This window comes from Bradyrhizobium sp. AUGA SZCCT0283 (assembly GCF_018130385.1).
Lineage (GTDB): Bacteria > Pseudomonadota > Alphaproteobacteria > Rhizobiales > Xanthobacteraceae > Bradyrhizobium.
Genome location: NZ_JAFCLU010000021.1, coordinates 82,057 through 99,238 on the forward strand (window position 1 = coordinate 82,057; position 17,182 = coordinate 99,238).

Consider the following 17,182-nt stretch of genomic DNA (forward strand, 5'->3'; position numbering starts at 1 on the left):
GGGGTAAAGAACGTGGATACCCGGCACAAGGCCGGTCATGACGATCTTGAGGGAGCACTCACGACAGCTTGTGCTTGCTCCGGGTGCGCAGGCGCTCTTCCGCCTCGAGCTGCGCCATGCCGAGCAAATGGCTGAGCACCTCGAGCCGGTGGCGCTCCGCCAGCTTGACCAGTTCGGCCACGGTCTCCGCAATGAAGGCCACGGCCTCGTCGGGGCCGCCCTCCTCGCCTCGGTCAGCGGTACGTTCCTCGGGTGGCGAGTCCCGATGTTTGCCTGAAGCTTTCCGCTTCCGGCCGCCTCCGGCCTTGCTCAAAAAACTTGCATCCAATCGAATACAATATTGCCCAGAAATAACCCCTTTGGTGGCGCAACTCTAGGGCGCATTTCGCAACCCGTTAGATATAAAGTCGGCCTCAAAGGTTCCCTGACGGCATTTGTAGATTTGACAGGGGCCGCCTCACCACCCATGTTCGGGTCCAATCGGTGGGCCGCGAGTCTCGCGGAACCCGCCTTGATCTTTTCCCGTAAGCCATTGGAATGACATGAATATCGTCATCGTGGAGTCGCCGGCGAAAGCCAAGACTATCAATAAGTATTTGGGCGCCTCCTACGAGGTTCTGGCCTCGTTCGGCCATGTCCGCGACCTCCCCGCCAAGAATGGTTCCGTCGATCCGGACGCCAATTTCCAGATGATCTGGGAGGTCGACCCCAAGGCGGCCGGCCGGCTCAACGACATCGCCAAGGCGCTGAAGGGCGCCGACCGGCTGATTCTCGCAACCGACCCTGATCGCGAGGGCGAAGCGATCTCCTGGCACGTGCTGGAGGTGATGAAAGAGAAGCGTGCGCTCAAGGATCACAAGATCGAGCGCGTGGTATTCAACGCCATCACCAAGCAGGCGGTGACCGACGCGATGAAGGCGCCGCGCCAGATCGACGGCGCGCTGGTCGACGCCTATATGGCGCGCCGGGCGCTGGATTATCTGGTCGGCTTCACGCTCTCGCCGGTGCTGTGGCGCAAACTGCCGGGCGCGCGCTCGGCAGGCCGCGTGCAGTCGGTCGCGCTGCGGCTGGTCTGCGACCGCGAACTCGAGATCGAAAAATTCGTTCCCCGCGAATATTGGTCATTGGTCGCGACGCTAACGACGCCGCGCGGCGACACGTTCGAGGCCCGCCTCGTCGGCGCCGACGGCAAGAAGATCCAGCGTCTCGACATCGGCTCCGGCGCGGAAGCCGAAGACCTCAAGAAGGCCATCGAGGCCGCGAATTTCACGGTTTCAACCGTGGAAGCAAAGCCCGCGCGCCGCAATCCGCAGGCGCCCTTCACCACCTCGACGCTGCAGCAGGAGGCCAGCCGCAAGCTCGGCTTTGCGCCCGCACACACCATGCGGATCGCACAGCGGCTCTATGAAGGTATCGATATCGGCGGCGAGACCACCGGCCTCATCACCTATATGCGGACCGACGGCGTGCAGATCGACGGCTCCGCGATCACGCAGGCCCGCAAGGTGATCGGCGAGGATTACGGCCACGCCTATGTGCCGGAGGCGCCGCGCCAGTACCAGACCAAGGCCAAGAACGCGCAGGAAGCGCATGAAGCGATCCGCCCGACCGATCTGTCGCGACGGCCGGCCGAGATGCGCCGGCGCCTCGATACCGATCAGGCCAAGCTCTATGAGCTGATCTGGATCCGCACCATCGCGAGCCAGATGGAATCGGCCGAACTCGAACGCACCACCGTGGACATCGCGGCGAAGGCCGGTTCCCGCATGCTGGAACTGCGCGCGTCGGGCCAGGTGATCAAGTTCGACGGCTTCCTCGCGCTCTACCAGGAAGGCAAGGACGACGATGGCGACGACGAGGATTCACGCCGCCTCCCCGCCATGAGCGCAGGCGAAGCGCTGAAGCGGCAGGATCTCGCCGTCACCCAGCATTTCACTGAACCGCCGCCGCGCTTCTCGGAAGCGTCGCTGGTCAAACGGATGGAAGAGCTCGGCATCGGCCGTCCCTCGACCTACGCCTCGATCCTGCAGGTCCTGAAAGACCGCGGCTACGTCAAGCTCGAAAAGAAGCGGCTGCATGGCGAGGACAAGGGCCGCGTCGTGGTCGCGTTCCTGGAGAATTTCTTCGCCCGCTATGTGGAATATGACTTCACCGCCGCGCTGGAAGAGCAGCTCGACCGCATCTCCAACAACGAGATTTCCTGGCAGCAGGTGCTGAAGGATTTCTGGGTCGGCTTCGCAGGCGCAGTCAGCGACATCAAGGATCTGCGCGTCTCCGAAGTGCTGGATGCACTCGACGACATGCTGGGGCCGCACATCTACCCCGCCCGCGCGGACGGCGGCGACGTCCGGCAGTGCCCGACCTGCGGCACCGGCAAGCTCAATTTGAAGGCCGGAAAGTTCGGCGCTTTCGTCGGTTGCTCGAACTATCCGGAGTGCCGCTATACCCGTCCGCTGGCCGCCGACTCTGAGGCCAGCGCCGACCGCGTCCTCGGCAAGGACCCGGACACCGATCTCGACGTGACGGTGAAGGCCGGACGTTTCGGTCCCTATATCCAGCTCGGCGAGCAGAAGGACTATGCCGAGGGCGAAAAACCCCGGCGCGCCGGCATCCCGAAGAACATGTCGCCCGGCGACATGGAATTGGAACTGGCGCTGAAGCTTTTGTCTTTGCCGCGCGAAATTGGAAAACATCCGGAAACCGGCGAGCCGATCACCGCCGGTATCGGCCGTTTCGGCCCGTTCGTGCGCCACGAAAAGACTTATGCGAGCCTGGAAGCCGGCGATGAGGTGTTCGACATCGGCCTCAATCGCGCAGTGACACTGATCGCGGAAAAGATCGCAAAGGGTCCGAGCGGCCGCCGCTTCGGCGCCGACCCGGGCAAGCCGCTCGGCGAACATCCGAGCCTTGGTGGGGTTGCGGTGAAGAACGGCCGCTATGGCGCTTACGTCACGGCCGGCGGCGTCAACGCCACGATCCCGAGCGACAAGACGCCTGAGACGATCACCCTCGCCGAGGCCATTGCGCTGATCGACGAGCGCGCCGCCAAGGGTGGCGGCAAGCCGAAGCGCGGCGCGAAGAAGGCTGCAGCGAAGAAGGCCGCGCCGAAGAAGGCCGCTGCCAAGGTTGCCGATCCCGACGCGCCAAAGCCTGCCAAGAAGGCGGCGGCGAAGAAAGCCGTGGCGAAGCCGAAATCGGAAGCCGTGAGCAAGGCGCGCGCCCCGGTCGCATCCGCCGCCAAGACATCGGCGGCAAAGCCCGCCACTGCACCCAAGACGCCTGCGAAGAAGAGCGCGGGCAAGGCCCGCGGATAACGTGCCGAAGAAACGCGACAGCAGCTTTCCGCCCCCGGACGCCCTCGTCGCCTTCATCCGTGCGCATCCGGGAAAAGTCGGAACTCGCGAGATAGCGCAGGAATTCGGCCTGAAGAATGCCGATCGCGCGGAATTGAAGCGCATTCTGCGCGAGCTGGCCGACGAAGGCGTGATCGCCAAGCGCGGCCGGAAAATCAGCGAGACCGCCGCGCTGCCGGCCACCATGATGGTCGACATCACTGGCCGGGACAGTGATGGCGAATTAATCGCGACGCCCACCGAATGGGATGAGGTGGAAAACGGCGAGCCGCCGAAGATCCGCATCCATGTTCCTCGTCGTGCGCAGCCAGGCACCACCGCAGGTGTCGGCGATCGCGCGCTGCTGCGGATCGAGAAACTCGATGAAGGCGATGGTGCTGCCTATCGCGGGCGCGTCATCAAGGTCATTGATCGCGCCAAGGCCCGCGTGCTCGGAATCTTCCGGAGCCTGCCCGGCGGCGGTGGTCGACTGGTTCCGGTCGACAAGAAGCAGGCCGGCCGCGAATTGAATATCGCTCCGATTGATACAGGCGGCGCCGAGGATGGCGACCTCGTCAGCGTTGATCTGGTGCGCTCGCGTGGTTTCGGGCTTGCCTCCGGCAAGGTAAAAGAGCGGCTCGGCTCGCTGGCGACAGAAAAAGCGGTCAGCCTGATCGCCATTCACTCCCACGAAATTCCGCAAGCCTTCTCGCCAGCCGCGCTGCGCGAAGCCGAAGAGGCACAGCCCGCAACGCTGAAGGGGCGCGACGACTGGCGTGAGGTGCCGCTGGTAACGATCGATCCGCCCGATGCCAAGGATCACGACGATGCGGTTCACGCCGAACCGGATCCCGATCCGAACAACAAGGGCGGCTACATCGTCAATGTCGCGATTGCCGACGTCGCGTTCTATGTGCGGCCGGGTTCAGCGCTGGACCGCGATGCACTGACGCGCGGCAATTCGGTGTATTTCCCGGATCGCGTGGTGCCGATGCTGCCAGAGCGCATCTCCAACGATCTCTGCTCGCTGGTGCCGGGCCAGCCGCGCGGTGCACTCGCGGTGCGGATGGTGATCGGCAGCGACGGCCGCAAGCGATCGCACAGTTTTCATCGCATCCTGATGCGTTCGGCCGCAAAGCTGCACTACGCGCAGGCGCAGGCGGCGATTGACGGCCGGCCGGATGACGCCACCGGTCCCCTGCTCGATCCGATCCTGAAACCGCTGTACGACGCTTATGCGGTTGTGAAGCGAGCGCGCGACGAGCGTGATCCGCTTGATCTCGAGATCCCTGAACGCAAGATCCTGCTGAAACCTGACGGGACGGTGGACCGCGTGATCGTGCCCGAACGGCTCGATGCGCATAAATTGATCGAAGAATTTATGATCCTGGCCAACGTCGCTGCGGCCGAAATGCTTGAAAAGAAGGCGCTGCCGCTTATCTATCGGGTGCACGATGAACCATCGCTTGAGAAGGTTCATGCGCTACAGGAATTCCTGAAAACGCTCGATCTGCCGTTTGCAAAAAGCGGCGCGTTACGCCCTTCCCTGTTCAATCGCGTACTGCTGCAGGTCAAGGGTCACGATTCCGAACTGCTGGTGAATGAAGTGGTTTTGCGCTCGCAAGCCCAGGCCGAATACGCCGCCGAGAATTACGGCCATTTCGGCCTCAATCTGCGGCGCTATGCGCACTTCACCTCCCCGATCCGTCGCTACGCCGATCTTGTCGTGCATCGCGCACTGATCCGCGGCTTAGGGCTAGGTGAAGGCGCGTTGCCCGAAACCGAGACGCCGGAAACCTTAAGCGAGGTCGCGGCGCAGATTTCGGTGACCGAGCGCCGCGCGATGAAAGCGGAACGCGAGACGGCCGACCGGCTGATCGCGCATTTCCTTGCCGACCGCATTGGCGCGACGTTTCAGGGCCGTATTTCCGGGGTCACCCGCGCCGGGCTGTTCGTGAAGCTTTCGGATACCGGCGCCGACGGGCTGATCCCGATCCGCACGCTCGGCACCGAATACTACAATTACGACGAGACGCGTCATGCGCTCGTCGGCTCACGCAGCGGTGCCATGCACCGGCTGGGTGACGTTGTCGACGTACGTCTGGTAGAAGCGGCACCAGTTGCGGGCGCCTTGCGCTTCGAACTGCTGTCGGAAGGCAAGGTCATTCCGCGCGGCAGAAAACGCGACGGTTCGAAAGCGTCGACAAAGCCGTCGAATTCGCATCCGGGCCGCAGCCCGCGCGACAAGGTTCGCAAAGCCCACAAGGGCAAGTCCGGCAAAGCCAAGCCGGGCAAATCGAAGAAAGGCAAGGCATGGAAACGGTGAGCACCGCCACGACAGTCTGGACGCGGAATACCGTTCAGGCCGAAAAGCGCGACCTCTGGACCGCGATGAAGCGCGGCTTTCGTTGCCGCTGCCCGCGCTGCGGCGAAGGCAGGATGTTTCGCGCCTTCCTGAAGACCGCCAATAATTGCTCGGCCTGCGGGCTCGATTTCACGCCGCACCGCGCCGACGATTTGCCGGCCTATCTCGTGATCGTCGTCGTCGGCCACATCGTGGTACCGGCTGTGCTGTGGATCGAAACCAACTACTCGCCCGCGGTGTGGCTGCAACTGGCCATCTACCTGCCGCTCACGTTCATCTTGTCGCTGCTGCTGTTGCAACCGATCAAGGGCGCAGTGGTCGGCTTCCAATGGGCATTGCGCATGCATGGCTTTGACGAGAATGCCCCTGGCGACATTCCGCCGGTCTAGCTAAACCGGGAGCAACAAGAGCACTAAAAATGGGGATGGAATGAGCGAAGCTGCGACTGCCGTACAAGAAGGAAAAGAAGCCGATCACCATCCCTATTTCCGGCCCAAGGATGCAGCGACGCTGATCCTGATCGACCGCTCCGGCGACAGGCCGAAAGTCTTGGTCGGCAAGCGCCACGACAAGGTCGTGTTCATGCCGGGCAAGTATGTTTTCCCCGGCGGCCGCGTCGACAAGTCCGACAACCGTATTCCTGTCGCCGCTCCGATTTCCGCGGAGCTCGAGGCCAATCTGCTCAAGGGCAGCCCGAAGATCGTGCCTTCGCGGGCGCGCGCGCTCGCGGTCGCCGCCATCCGCGAGGCCTGCGAGGAAACCGGTCTCTGCCTTGGCCGCAAGGTTGACAAGCCCGTGAAGCTCGACGGCGCCTGGAAGCCGTTCACGGAAGCGGGGCTGTTGCCCGATCCATCCAGCCTGTTCCTGATCGCGCGCGCGATCACCCCGCCCGGCCGCGTCCGCCGCTTCGACACGCGCTTCTTCACCGCGGATGCTTCCAGCATTGCCCATCGCGTCGAAGGCGTGATCCACGCCGATGCCGAACTGGTCGAACTGGTGTGGGTCGAGATCGGCTCGCAGCCGCTGGCCGACGCGCATGCCATGACCAAGAACGTGCTTGCCGAACTCGACCGCCGCCTCGCCACCGGCCCGCTCCGCCACGATGCGCCGGTGCCGTTCTTCCATTTCTACGGCGGCAAGATGCAGAAGGACGTGCTGGGGGCGTAGCCTCCGCTGTCTCCCCGTCATTGCGAGCGGAGCGAAGCAATCCATGCCTCCACACGGGGAAAGATGGATTGCTTCGCTCCGCTCGCAATGACGCGGAAATTTCCTCTGGAAGTCATTCAATTCGCAAAATTCTTCTCACGCTGACTTGATGGCGCTGCGCTGATCGCCTCCCTATCTCTTCCCCAACGACAACGGCTACGGAAACGGGGCGATGACACAGCGGCAACTCAAGCTCGGCGCGTTCATGCGGCCGGTCTCCATCCACACCGGCGCGTGGCGCTATCCCGGCGCCTGGCCCGATGCCAACTTCAATTTCCCGCGCATCAAGCAACTGATCCAGAAGCTGGAGGCCGGCAAGTTCGACGCCTTCTTCATGGCCGACCACCTGGCCGTGCTGAACATGCCGATCAATGCGCTGAAGCGCAGCCACACCGTGACCTCGTTCGAGCCGTTCACGCTGCTGTCGGCGCTGGCCGGCGCCACCGAGCATATCGGCCTGATCGCGACGGGATCGACGACGTTCGACGAGCCCTATCACGTCGCGCGGCGCTTCGCCTCGCTCGATCACATCAGCGGCGGACGGGCGGGCTGGAACATCGTCACCACCTCCAATCCGGACGCCGCGCTGAATTTCGGGCTCGATGACCATATGGAGCATGCCGAGCGCTACAAGCGGGCGCGCGAATTCTATGACGTGGTCACCGGTCTGTGGGATTCCTTCGCCGATGACGCTTTCGTGCGCGACGTCGAAGCCGGGCTCTATTTCGACCCGGCGAAAATGCACGTGCTCAATCACAAGGGAAAATACCTGTCCGTGCGCGGGCCGCTCAACATCGCCCGCCCCGTCCAGGGCTGGCCGCTGATCGTGCAGGCCGGCGCGTCCGAGGACGGCAAGCAGCTCGCGGCCGAGACGGCGGAAGCCGTGTTCACCGGCGGCGGCCCTCTCGCCGACGGACAAAAACTTTATGCCGACATCAAGGGCCGGATGGAGAAGATCGGCCGCAACCCCGAGCATCTGAAGATCCTGCCCGGCGCCTTCGTCGTGGTCGGCAACAGCGTCGAGGAAGCCAAAGAGAAACGAGCAAAACTCGACAGCATGGTGCATTACGACTCAGCCATCGCCTCGCTCTCGGTGCAGCTCGGCACCGACGCCTCCGGCTTCGATCCCGACGGACAGTTGCCGCCGATCCCCGAAACCAACGCCAGCAAGAGCGGCCGCCAGCGGCTGGTCGACGCCGCCGCGCGCGACAAGCTCACGGTGCGCCAGCTCGCCCAGCGCGTCGGCGGCTATGGCGGGCTGTCCTTTGTCGGCACGCCCTTGACCATCGCCGACCAGATGGAGGAATGGCTGATGAGCCGCGGCAGCGACGGCTTCAACATCATGTTCCCGTTCCTTCCCGCGGGGCTCGACGATTTCGTCGACAAGGTGGTGCCGGAACTGCAGAAGCGCAGGATTTTCCGCAAAGAGTATGAGGGCCGGACGCTGCGGGAGAATTTGGGGCTGCCGAGGCCGAAAAACCGGTTCTTTGAGGGTTAATCCCGCCGAATCTGACCCGTTTTTGCCCCGAAAACCTTGACTTTGGACGATCAGAAGCTAGGTTGCGCGCAAATGCAGGCCGTTTGGCCGGCGCCCGATATCCCCTATTTGAGGTTCTGAAAATGGCCAAAGCGGTCACCATCAAGGTCAAGCTCGTTTCCACGGCGGATACCGGCTTCTATTACGTCGCCAAGAAGAACTCGCGCACCATGACCGACAAGCTGGTCAAGAAGAAGTACGATCCCGTGGCGCGCAAGCACGTCGAGTTCAAGGAATCGAAGATCAAGTAACGTCGCGGTAGTTTACCGACGTCCGGACGGGGCCTTGCGGCCCCGTTTTTGTTTGGGCAACGGGCAAGCAGGCGTCACACTATCGTTATAATCCGGGCAAAAAATCTCAAATCGACCGACGTTCAATCGACGTGGGAGAGCACAATGAGAATCGCGTTGCTCATCTGCCCGTTTGTCGTGAGTACCGCTCTGGCTGCCGCGGCCGAACCGCTTGAAGACCGGTTCGGACCTGATCGCGAACGCGGTTATCGCGCGGAACGCGGACTCAGCGCGGCCCGCCCCGGCTTCGAGAATCGCGACCGCTCGAATTTCCTTGACCCCAACCGTCCGTTGCATGACGAAAGCCGGCGCCCCGCCGCGATCTCCATCCCGCCCTGCCCGTCGGCTTGCAGCGATAGCTGAAAGCGCTTCCGGCTCAATCCCGGGCCGATCGGGCGCTGGGGTAAGTAGCCGTCCCGGTCATTCGGCGGGCGCCAGACGGCTGCGCGGCTGCGATGTCTTTTCCGCGCCGTTTCCGTCGACGTCCGCGCCGAGGTCGTCGCGCCACGGCCGCAGCCTCTCGATCAGCACGAGGATGACGGCGATCGTCACGGCGAGTGCCAGCGCGCCCTGCCAATAGGGAATGCCGGCGAGATCCGTGAAGATCAGTTTGGGCCCGGTGCCGATCAGCGACCTGGCGAGCCAGGGCTGCGCGTAAGAGAACGCAACCGCGCCGACCAGGCCGCCGAGCAGCGTAAAGATGGCATCGCGATAGCCGACGCCGATCTGCGCCAGCGTCGTGCCCGGACACGCGCCCGCCAGCGCGATGCCGGCGCCGAGGATCAACCCGCCGACGATATCGGCGGCATAGAGCGCGGCCTTGGGCTGCAGCTTGACGAACCCAAATCCATGAAGGATCGCCAGCACCACCGCGCCGGTCGCGACCGCGCTCAGAAACACCTTGAGCATGATCCAGTTGCGCAACTGCATCTGGCCGACGATCATTCCGGGTTCGAACACCCGCGATTTTTCCAGCGCGAAACCGAACACCATTCCCATCAGCACGCCGCTCAGAATTCCGACAGCAACCGATGACATGATCATTCCTCCGAAGGTTAAATTCGACGCAGCAGAAGCAGAGCGGTAGCAATGCCGCCTGCAAACATCGCAGCGACCGCAACCGTCGACCCAACCGACAATTGCGCCATCCCCGACAAGCCGTGGCCGCTGGTGCAGCCATCGGCGATCCGTGCTCCGAACAGCATCAGGAAGCCGGCGGCAAACGCCACCGCATAGCGCAAGCCCCTCGATGGCGAGCCGAGCGCTCTGGTCCAGATCGGCGAGATCGGCGCGCGGACCGCGCCCGACAGCTTCATCGATACGAATGCGCCCAGGGCAATGCCGACGACCAAGGCGACCTGCCAGAGATTCTTGGCGTTCGCTGCAATGTGCTTGGCGACGTAGTCGATGTTGAGCAGCGACGGATCGACCAGGCCGGTTATCACCGCGCCGACCGTCACATAGGAGGAAGAAGCTCCGAGCGCAGTCTCGATGATCAGGAACGCCGGAATTTGCAGCAGCCCGATAAGGATACCGGCAGCGTAGGGCGACCAGGCCTTGTCAAAAGGTGACATCAGCAACCTCCCTATTTTCATATATTAGATTTTCTTAATATAATATAGGATGCCGTCATTGATATGGATCAACACCGGTCCTGACGAGACGGCCGATTTGATTGAAGCGATTTGTTGCGGATCAATGCGCGCTATCGAGATGCAGCGAGAGTGCGTCTATCCACAATCGGAGAGCACGCCAATGTTCAAGATCTCACTTCTCGTATGGATCATGTTGGGCACCGCGCTCGCGGGCACTGCCGTGATCTCGGTCCTCGCCGTCCCTTCCCTCGCCGCTGAGGCGATGAACAACATTCCGTTCGCGGTGCTGATCGGCTTTGCGGCCGCCATGCCGCTCTCATATCTGGTCGCCAGAAAAATCGGCACATCATCGGCCCGGTAACACGAAAGCGAAGCGGCATGGGCGAAACCATCATCGAGGGGCCGCTATATGCGCCCAGCAAGAAGGTCTACCCGCAGGCCGTCCATGGCCGGTTTCGCCGGATCAAATGGACGCTGCTGGTGGTTGGACTGGCGGTCTACTATCTACTGCCCTTCGTGCGCTGGGACCGCGGGCCCGGCATGCCCAATCAGGCGGTGCTGCTCGACCTGCCGCATCGCCGCTTCTACTTCTTCTTCATCGAGCTATGGCCGCAGGAGGTCTACTATTTCACCGGCCTGCTGATCATCGCAGCGATGACGCTGTTCCTGATGAACGCGCTGGCGGGCCGCATCTGGTGCGGCTACCTCTGCCCGCAAACGATCTGGACCGACCTGTTTTACGCCGTCGAGCGCTGGGTCGAAGGCGACCGCCGCGACCGTATCCTGAAGGACAAGCGCGCCTGGACCTTCAGCCATGTGCGCGAGGTCGCGACCAAGCACTTCCTGTGGCTGATGATCGCCTGGTGGACCGGCGGCGCCTGGGTGCTGTATTTCGCCGATGCGCCGACACTGGTGAAGGATCTCGCCACCTTCCAGGCGCCCTTCGCCGCCTATCTCTGGATCGGCATCCTGACCGCGACCACCTATGTGTTCGCCGGCCACGCGCGCGAGCAGGTCTGCATCTACATGTGCCCCTGGCCGCGTATCCAGGCCGCGCTCACGGACGAATGGGCGCTCAACGTCACCTACCGCCGCGACCGCGGCGAGCCGCGCACCTCCATCAAGAAGGCAGAGCAGTTGCGCCTCGCCGGCGAACCTGCCGGCGACTGCGTCGATTGCCATCAGTGCATCAATGTGTGTCCGACCGGCGTCGACATCCGCAACGGCATCCAGCTCGGCTGCATTCAATGCGGCCTGTGCATCGATGCGTGCGACGCGATCATGCAGCAGATCAACCGGCCGACCGGACTGATCGCCTACGACACCGACATCAATGCCGAGCGCCGGCTTGCCGGCAAACCGCCGGTCTATCGCCTGATCCGCGCGCGCACCGTGCTCTACGCCGCCATTATCGCCATCGTCGGCAGCATCATGCTGTACACGCTGGCGACCCGCAGCTCCATGAGCATCAGCGCGCTGCACGAACGCAGCCCGCTATTCGTCACCCTGAGCGATGGCAGCGTCCGCAACGACTATACCGTGCGCTTCCTCAACAAGGCCGGCGTGTCCCGCTCCTTCGCGCTGGAAGTGCTCGGTGTTCCCGCCGCCGAGATTCGCACGTCGGGGGTCGAACGCGGCGCCGACGGAAAGCTGATCGTCGAGGTCGGGCCCGACCAGACCAGGGAACTCCGGGCATCCGTGCAGGTGCCTGCGGCCAACCTGCCGAAGGAAGCAACCGACATCGAGTTCAGGGCCACCGATGTCGCAACTGGACAGACCGCCTCGGTTCGCGACCATTTCGTTGCGGCGGGCCGATAGTATGATCTCGCAAGCCGAAGTTTCGGACGGGGCCTTCAAGGCCCCGTTTTCTCATTCTTCCGTCGTTTCCCGGTATGCCTCCGGCGCACCGACGCGACACGGCGTTGCATAGCCGTCCGGCATGGTGTCGAAAGCCAATCGATATTTCAGATCGCCTTCGCCCCTTTCCATACTCCCTGCCATCGCTCCTCAGAATTCGCCGCGGGGCACAACAGGGAGAACTACCATGTCATCCATCAAGATCGGCCTTGCCGCAATCGGCAGCCTCATTGCATTGACGGCCTCCGCCTCGGCCGAAGTCCGCTACAACGGCTTCCCCAAACTTGGGTACTCCGTCGTATTGCCGGCACCTGCTTCCACTTCCGCCACAGCCGGCAAATCAAGTGCCTTCGATGCCAGAGCAGAACTTCCAAAGGCGGAAATGCCCCTCCCGCAATCGCCGTTTCGCAAGGGTGGCATCAACGGCCGCGGCATCTGAGGTCTCGGTCCCGAGCGTTCGCGACCTGCTCTTGGTCCCGACTACGCCGTCTGCATCTGCGACGGCCCACTCGGCCGGATCAGCGCGAACGCGACCTGGACGCGGCGCTTCGTGGTCCCGCGTCCATCAGACAAATCGCCGGTCGAGCAGATTCTCGGCACCTTCGATTCGCTGGAACGGCGCTTTTCGGCGAAAGATTTTCGTGGCTGTCCGTTCGTCAATGCGGTCGCCGAACTCGGCGAAGACCGGTCGGTGCGAAAGGTTGCCGTCGCCTTCAAGGAAAGCCGCCGCCTCTGGTTTCGCGACCTGCTGGTGCAGCTTGGCGTCGCGCAGGCAGAAGCGCTTGCAACCCAGCTTGCCTTGCTGGTCGACGGCTCGATCGCGCAGGACCTCGTCCGCAACGATCCGGCGATGGCTCGGGCGGCAAAGGAAGCGGCGACGGTGCTGCTGAGGAATTCGGGGGTGAAGGTGGGCGGGAGTGCCGCCGCGAACAAAGGCGCGGTAAAGAAACGACAGTCAGGGTCGGGCTCTTGAGGCTCTCTCCACCGTCGTCCCTGCGAAAGCAAGGGACCCATACGCCGTGGCTTTTCAGTTAGGCGATGTGGTAGTTACCTTCTTCACAACGAGCGCCGGTGGTTATGGGTCCCTGCTCCCGTGCGCAATTGCGCACTAGGCAGGGACGACCAAGGAGCAAAAGCGGCGCAAGAACATGACGGCAAAGGGAGCGAAAATGGAAGACCTGAAAGTCACCGCCAACGGTTACGACTTCAAACCGGCGCAGGCGGCGATGCAGCGCTACATCGACAACAACCTGCTATCGGGCATTTCCTGGGCGGTCATGGTCGGGCGCGACCTCGTCGACGTGAATTGCGTCGGATGGGCCGACAAGGAAGCGCAGGTGCCGCTCCGCACCGATCATGTCTTCCGCGTCTTTTCCAACACCAAGCTGGTCACCTCCTGCGCGGCGCTGCTGCTGTTCGAGGAAGGCAAGTTGAAGCTTGATGACCCGATCGAAAAATATATTCCGCAGCTCGGGAATAGAAAGGTGCTGCGGCCCGGCGCCACCGCGCTTGACGAAACCGAGCCCGCCAACCGTTCGATCACGATCCGTCATCTCCTCAGCCACAGTGCGGGGCTGAGTTACGGCTTCTTCGATCCCGGCTCGCTCATCTTCAAGGCCCTCAACGATCGCGGCGTGCACAATCCCAGGACGACGCTGGCGCAAATGGTGGACGTGCTGGCCGATCTGCCGCTGATCTATCATCCGGGCACCTCGTGGGAATACTCGCTCGCCATCGACGTCGTGGCGCGGCTGGTCGAAGTGATCAGCGGCCAGCGTTTTGATAAATTCATCCAGGCGCGCATCCTCGATCCGCTTGGCATGGTGGACACCGGATTCGTCATTCCGGAGCAGAACCAGAACCGGCTCGTCGCGTATTACGCCGGCGCGGACCTGCTGGACCCCATGAAGCCGGGCCTGACCCGAACCGACAACGCGCCGTTCCCCGGCGCCTATCTCAGTCCGATCGAACGGCTCAATGGCGGCGGCGGCCTGGTTTCAACGCTGCCCGATATGGTCGCACTGATCCGAAGCCTGCTGCCCGGCGGCAAAACCCTGCTTAAGCCGGAGACGATTGCGCAGATGACGACCAACCAATTGCCCGAGGCCCAGTGGATCCGCTTTGCCATGATGGGGGAACAACCGGGCAAGGTGCACGGGCTTGCCGGCGCGCTGATCCAAAAGCCATCGCCGATCGATCATCCCGATGCTGCGGGCGAATTCTATTGGGGCGGCGTGGCGGGCACGCAATGGTGGATCTCGCCGAAGCGCAACATGGCGGGCGTGATGATGGCGCAGCGCCAGATGGCGTTCGTTCACCCGTTCTCGTTCGAGTTCAAGCGGCTGGCGTATGAGGCGGTGAAGCAGAAGGCCGAGGTTGTTGCCTGAGGGCAAACCACTGACCATCGTCGTCCCTGCGAACGCAGGGACCCATACCGCGTGATCCGTCGATGGAGCGCGGTGGCTGACGCTCTGCGTTCGCAGGTTATTGCTGTAAGTTGTTGAAGCGAAGCCATCTTCCGTCCGTGCCCATTACGCGGGCCGCGGCGTATGGGTCCCTGCGTTCGCAGGGACGACGGCTAGGCCGCCGTCGAGACCACCCTGTTCCGCCCGTCGTGCTTCGCCCGATACAGCGCCATGTCGGCGCGCTTGAGCACGTCGGCGACCGGCTCGCCCTTGTTGTCCAGCGTCGCCAGCCCGATCGAGATCGTAACGTCGATACGCTTGGTGCCCTTGTTGACCGCAAAGGTTTCGCCGGCGATCGAGCGGCGCAGGCGCTCGGCGACCATGCCGGCGACCTGGATATCGGTTTCCGGCATCACGATGACGAACTCCTCGCCGCCATAGCGGCAAGCGAGATCGATGCCGCGGATCGACTTGCGGATGCGCACCGCGAATTCGCGCAGCACGTCGTCGCCGGCGTCATGGCCGTAGGTGTCGTTGATGGATTTGAAGAAGTCGATATCGAGGATCATCAGCGCGAGCGGCCTGCCGCGGCTCGAGGCCTGTTCGGCGAGCGTCGAGAGATGGCTTTCCATGTAGCGGCGGTTATGCAGGCCGGTCAGCGCGTCGGTGATCGCCATTTCGATCGAGTTCTGCACGTTGTCGCGCAGGTGGTCGGTATAGCGCCGCTTGCGGATCTGGGTGCGCGCCCGCGCCAGCAATTCGTTCTTGTCGACGGGACGCAAGAGATAATCATTGACGCCGATTTCGAGCCCGCGCAGCAGCCGCGCATTGTTGTCGGCATCGGAGATGGCGAGGATCGGCAACTGGCGGGTGCGCTCCAGCGAGCGCGCCTGGCTGCACAGCCGCAGCCCATCGTAATTTTCCAAGCTGAGCGAAACGATCAGCAAATCGTAATTGCCCTCGGCGGCGTGAAACAGCGCCTCCGCCGGATTGGTTTCGACGTCGATGGTGTGCTCGGCGGAAAGGATCGGCGCCAGCCGCTCGTAGGACGACGGCCGGTCGTCGACCAATAGGATCCGGCCGCCGACGCCCTTGTCGGCGATCGCGCTGCGTTCGGGCGCTTCCATGCCGATCTCGAGCGAGGTGATGGCGCGCATCCGCAGCTCATCGGTCATCATCTTCAGCCGCGTCAGGGACCGAACGCGGGCGATCAGGACGATGTCGGACACCGGCTTGGTGAGAAAATCGTCGGCGCCGGATTCCAGCCCGCGGACGCGATCGGACGGGCTGTCCAGCGCGGTGACGATCACGACGGGAATGAAATGGGTGGCCGGGTTGGACTTGAGCCGGCGGCAGACCTCGAAACCGTCCATGTCGGGCATCATGACGTCGAGCAGGATGATGTCGCATTCGGAACGCGAACAGATGTCGAGCGCCTCAGCTCCGTTGGAAGCCGTGAGCACGTCGAAATATTCGGCCGACAGACGGGCTTCCAGCAGCTTGACGTTCGCTGGAACATCATCGACGACGAGGATACGCGCAGACATCGAAACTCACTCCTACCCGATAAAACGCCGCACGGTTTCGATAAACTTGCCGACGGAAATTGGTTTGGACAAATACGCCTCGCAGCCGCCCTCGCGGATGCGCTCTTCGTCGCCCTTCATCGCAAAGGCGGTGACGGCGACCACCGGAATGGCGCGCAACTCCGGATCGTCCTTGATCCAGCGCGTCACTTCGAGGCCGGACACCTGGGGAAGCTGGATATCCATCAGGATCAGGTCCGGGCGCAGCTTGCGGACGAGATCAAGCGCCTCGAAACCATTGCTGGTGCCCGAGGTCTGATAGCCATGTGCTTCCAACAGGTCGCGAAAGAGCTTCATGTTGAGCTCGTTGTCCTCCACGATCAGGACGGTTTTTGCCATCCCGTCCCTCCCCTCTCTTCAGGAAACAGATCCGGCCTTTCAGTACGCTTCTGTACCGCCGCCGGGCTGTCGAAAAGTGAATTCAAACTAGCGTCAGATTTCGCTCTAAGCCGTTAAATCGATGCGCCAACTTTTGCGGAGTGGTTTCCACTTGCTTGAACATACTCCGCAGACTCGGGCATGATGGTTCCAAACTAGACACCATAAGTTAACGGAAAGGCAAACCCATCTGTTGAAAAAGCCTGTTCACAACCCCCGCGAAGTGGCTGAAATCGTTGCAGTTCAGGCGCTGAGTTTTATTGCCGGCGACCCTGAAAGGCTAGGCCTGTTCCTGGCCGAAAGCGGCATCGGTCCGGAGACCCTGCGGACGGCCGCGGCCGACCCGCAATTTCTGGCTTCGGTGCTCGATTTCGTGATGCGCGACGACGCAACCGTGAAGGCGTTTGCGAGCACCTCGCAACTGCACCCGACCAATATTGCCGCCGCCCGCCAGGTGCTGGGTGACCCGCATTGGGAGCGCGACGTGCCGTGAGCGCGCCCGCGGTATCACCAGTGCGGCGAATTTGAAGTTCCTACCAGACTCGCGGTAGCCTCCTCGGTAGGAACTTCAAATTCTAAAAGCCGCACTGGCAAACATAATTTGCTGGTGCTCCTTATCATTCCGCAGTTC

16 protein-coding genes and 1 pseudogene are annotated in these 17,182 nt (G+C 62.7%); 12 read left to right on the forward strand and 5 right to left on the reverse strand.

Annotation, left to right across the window (positions count from 1 at the left end; all coding sequences use genetic code 11):
- Positions 1 to 58 precede the first annotated feature (58 nt).
- Positions 59 to 313: a hypothetical protein gene (locus tag JQ624_RS25905; protein ID WP_212421797.1), complete on the reverse strand. Its 255-nt coding sequence runs from the start codon at positions 311 to 313 to the stop codon at positions 59 to 61.
- Positions 314 to 542: 229 nt separating this feature from the next.
- On the opposite strand from JQ624_RS25905, the gene topA reads away from it, so the two are divergent.
- The 6 genes from topA (at position 543) to rpmG (ending at position 8,691) form a co-directional block, all read left to right on the forward strand.
- Positions 543 to 3,314 carry a type I DNA topoisomerase gene (gene topA / locus JQ624_RS25910; protein ID WP_212421744.1) on the forward strand — a complete coding sequence of 924 codons (2,772 nt, stop codon included), beginning with the start codon at positions 543 to 545 and terminating at the stop codon, positions 3,312 to 3,314.
- A 1-nt stretch (position 3,315) separates the two neighbouring features.
- Positions 3,316 to 5,658, forward strand: coding sequence for a ribonuclease R (rnr, locus tag JQ624_RS25915; protein ID WP_212421745.1), 2,343 nt, complete (start codon positions 3,316 to 3,318; stop codon positions 5,656 to 5,658).
- Positions 5,646 to 6,086, forward strand: a complete 441-nt coding sequence (locus JQ624_RS25920) for a DUF983 domain-containing protein (protein WP_212421746.1) — start codon at positions 5,646 to 5,648, stop codon at positions 6,084 to 6,086. Before rnr ends, JQ624_RS25920 begins: the two co-directional genes overlap by 13 nt.
- 40 nt (positions 6,087 to 6,126) lie before the next feature.
- Positions 6,127 to 6,864, forward strand: coding sequence for an NUDIX domain-containing protein (locus tag JQ624_RS25925; protein ID WP_212421747.1), 738 nt, complete (start codon positions 6,127 to 6,129; stop codon positions 6,862 to 6,864).
- A gap of 211 nt (positions 6,865 to 7,075) precedes the next feature.
- Positions 7,076 to 8,401, forward strand: coding sequence for an LLM class flavin-dependent oxidoreductase (locus JQ624_RS25930; protein WP_212421748.1), 1,326 nt, complete (start codon positions 7,076 to 7,078; stop codon positions 8,399 to 8,401).
- Between the two features lie 122 nt (positions 8,402 to 8,523).
- The gene (rpmG, locus tag JQ624_RS25935; RefSeq protein ID WP_027537094.1) at positions 8,524 to 8,691 is read left to right on the forward strand and encodes a 50S ribosomal protein L33; all 168 of its coding nucleotides are present in this window, start codon (positions 8,524 to 8,526) and stop codon (positions 8,689 to 8,691) included.
- 459 nt (positions 8,692 to 9,150) lie between these two features.
- Here rpmG and JQ624_RS25940 read toward each other — a convergent pair whose 3' ends face one another.
- Both JQ624_RS25940 and JQ624_RS25945 read right to left on the reverse strand, forming a co-directional pair.
- Positions 9,151 to 9,768 carry a YeeE/YedE thiosulfate transporter family protein gene (locus JQ624_RS25940; protein WP_212421749.1) on the reverse strand — a complete coding sequence of 206 codons (618 nt, stop codon included), beginning with the start codon at positions 9,766 to 9,768 and terminating at the stop codon, positions 9,151 to 9,153.
- Between the two features lie 17 nt (positions 9,769 to 9,785).
- Positions 9,786 to 10,304, reverse strand: coding sequence for a YeeE/YedE thiosulfate transporter family protein (locus JQ624_RS25945; protein WP_212421750.1), 519 nt, complete (start codon positions 10,302 to 10,304; stop codon positions 9,786 to 9,788).
- 58 nt (positions 10,305 to 10,362) lie between these two features.
- Between JQ624_RS25945 and JQ624_RS39550 the strand changes: the two genes are divergently transcribed.
- The 5 genes and pseudogenes from JQ624_RS39550 to JQ624_RS25970 all read left to right on the forward strand — a co-directional run bounded on the left by JQ624_RS39550 (position 10,363) and on the right by JQ624_RS25970 (position 14,569).
- Positions 10,363 to 10,686 carry a hypothetical protein gene (locus JQ624_RS39550; RefSeq protein WP_312014492.1) on the forward strand — a complete coding sequence of 108 codons (324 nt, stop codon included), beginning with the start codon at positions 10,363 to 10,365 and terminating at the stop codon, positions 10,684 to 10,686.
- A gap of 17 nt (positions 10,687 to 10,703) precedes the next feature.
- Entirely contained in the window at positions 10,704 to 12,143 is a 1,440-nt protein-coding gene (ccoG, locus tag JQ624_RS25955) for a cytochrome c oxidase accessory protein CcoG (RefSeq protein WP_212421751.1), read from the forward strand.
- Positions 12,144 to 12,369: 226 nt separating this feature from the next.
- Positions 12,370 to 12,621 (forward strand): hypothetical protein, encoded by a 252-nt coding sequence (locus JQ624_RS25960; RefSeq protein ID WP_212421752.1) that lies wholly within the window; start codon positions 12,370 to 12,372, stop codon positions 12,619 to 12,621.
- Between the two features lie 102 nt (positions 12,622 to 12,723).
- A pseudogene (locus tag JQ624_RS25965) lies at positions 12,724 to 13,155 on the forward strand (TetR/AcrR family transcriptional regulator); the annotation flags it as partial.
- A gap of 196 nt (positions 13,156 to 13,351) precedes the next feature.
- Positions 13,352 to 14,569: a serine hydrolase gene (locus JQ624_RS25970; protein ID WP_249130079.1), complete on the forward strand. Its 1,218-nt coding sequence runs from the start codon at positions 13,352 to 13,354 to the stop codon at positions 14,567 to 14,569.
- Between the two features lie 191 nt (positions 14,570 to 14,760).
- Here JQ624_RS25970 and JQ624_RS25975 read toward each other — a convergent pair whose 3' ends face one another.
- Both JQ624_RS25975 and JQ624_RS25980 read right to left on the reverse strand, forming a co-directional pair.
- Positions 14,761 to 16,134 carry a PleD family two-component system response regulator gene (locus tag JQ624_RS25975; protein ID WP_212421753.1) on the reverse strand — a complete coding sequence of 458 codons (1,374 nt, stop codon included), beginning with the start codon at positions 16,132 to 16,134 and terminating at the stop codon, positions 14,761 to 14,763.
- Between the two features lie 12 nt (positions 16,135 to 16,146).
- Entirely contained in the window at positions 16,147 to 16,512 is a 366-nt protein-coding gene (locus tag JQ624_RS25980) for a response regulator (RefSeq protein ID WP_027538546.1), read from the reverse strand.
- A gap of 232 nt (positions 16,513 to 16,744) precedes the next feature.
- Here JQ624_RS25980 and JQ624_RS25985 point away from each other — a divergent pair, with 232 nt between their 5' ends.
- Positions 16,745 to 17,044, forward strand: coding sequence for a DUF3572 domain-containing protein (locus JQ624_RS25985; RefSeq protein ID WP_212421754.1), 300 nt, complete (start codon positions 16,745 to 16,747; stop codon positions 17,042 to 17,044).
- Positions 17,045 to 17,182 lie beyond the last annotated feature (138 nt).

Coding starts and splice junctions, on each gene's coding strand:
- JQ624_RS25920 (WP_212421746.1), top strand. CDS start 5,646: ATGGAAACGGTGAGCACCGCCACGACAGTCTGGACGCGGAATACCGTT.
- JQ624_RS25970 (WP_249130079.1), top strand. CDS start 13,352: ATGGAAGACCTGAAAGTCACCGCCAACGGTTACGACTTCAAACCGGCG.
- rpmG (WP_027537094.1), top strand. CDS start 8,524: ATGGCCAAAGCGGTCACCATCAAGGTCAAGCTCGTTTCCACGGCGGAT.
- JQ624_RS25975 (WP_212421753.1), bottom strand. CDS start 16,134: ATGTCTGCGCGTATCCTCGTCGTCGATGATGTTCCAGCGAACGTCAAG.
- JQ624_RS25945 (WP_212421750.1), bottom strand. CDS start 10,304: ATGTCACCTTTTGACAAGGCCTGGTCGCCCTACGCTGCCGGTATCCTT.
- JQ624_RS25980 (WP_027538546.1), bottom strand. CDS start 16,512: ATGGCAAAAACCGTCCTGATCGTGGAGGACAACGAGCTCAACATGAAG.
- topA (WP_212421744.1), top strand. CDS start 543: ATGAATATCGTCATCGTGGAGTCGCCGGCGAAAGCCAAGACTATCAAT.
- JQ624_RS25960 (WP_212421752.1), top strand. CDS start 12,370: ATGTCATCCATCAAGATCGGCCTTGCCGCAATCGGCAGCCTCATTGCA.
- JQ624_RS25930 (WP_212421748.1), top strand. CDS start 7,076: ATGACACAGCGGCAACTCAAGCTCGGCGCGTTCATGCGGCCGGTCTCC.
- ccoG (WP_212421751.1), top strand. CDS start 10,704: ATGGGCGAAACCATCATCGAGGGGCCGCTATATGCGCCCAGCAAGAAG.
- JQ624_RS25940 (WP_212421749.1), bottom strand. CDS start 9,768: ATGTCATCGGTTGCTGTCGGAATTCTGAGCGGCGTGCTGATGGGAATG.
- JQ624_RS25925 (WP_212421747.1), top strand. CDS start 6,127: ATGAGCGAAGCTGCGACTGCCGTACAAGAAGGAAAAGAAGCCGATCAC.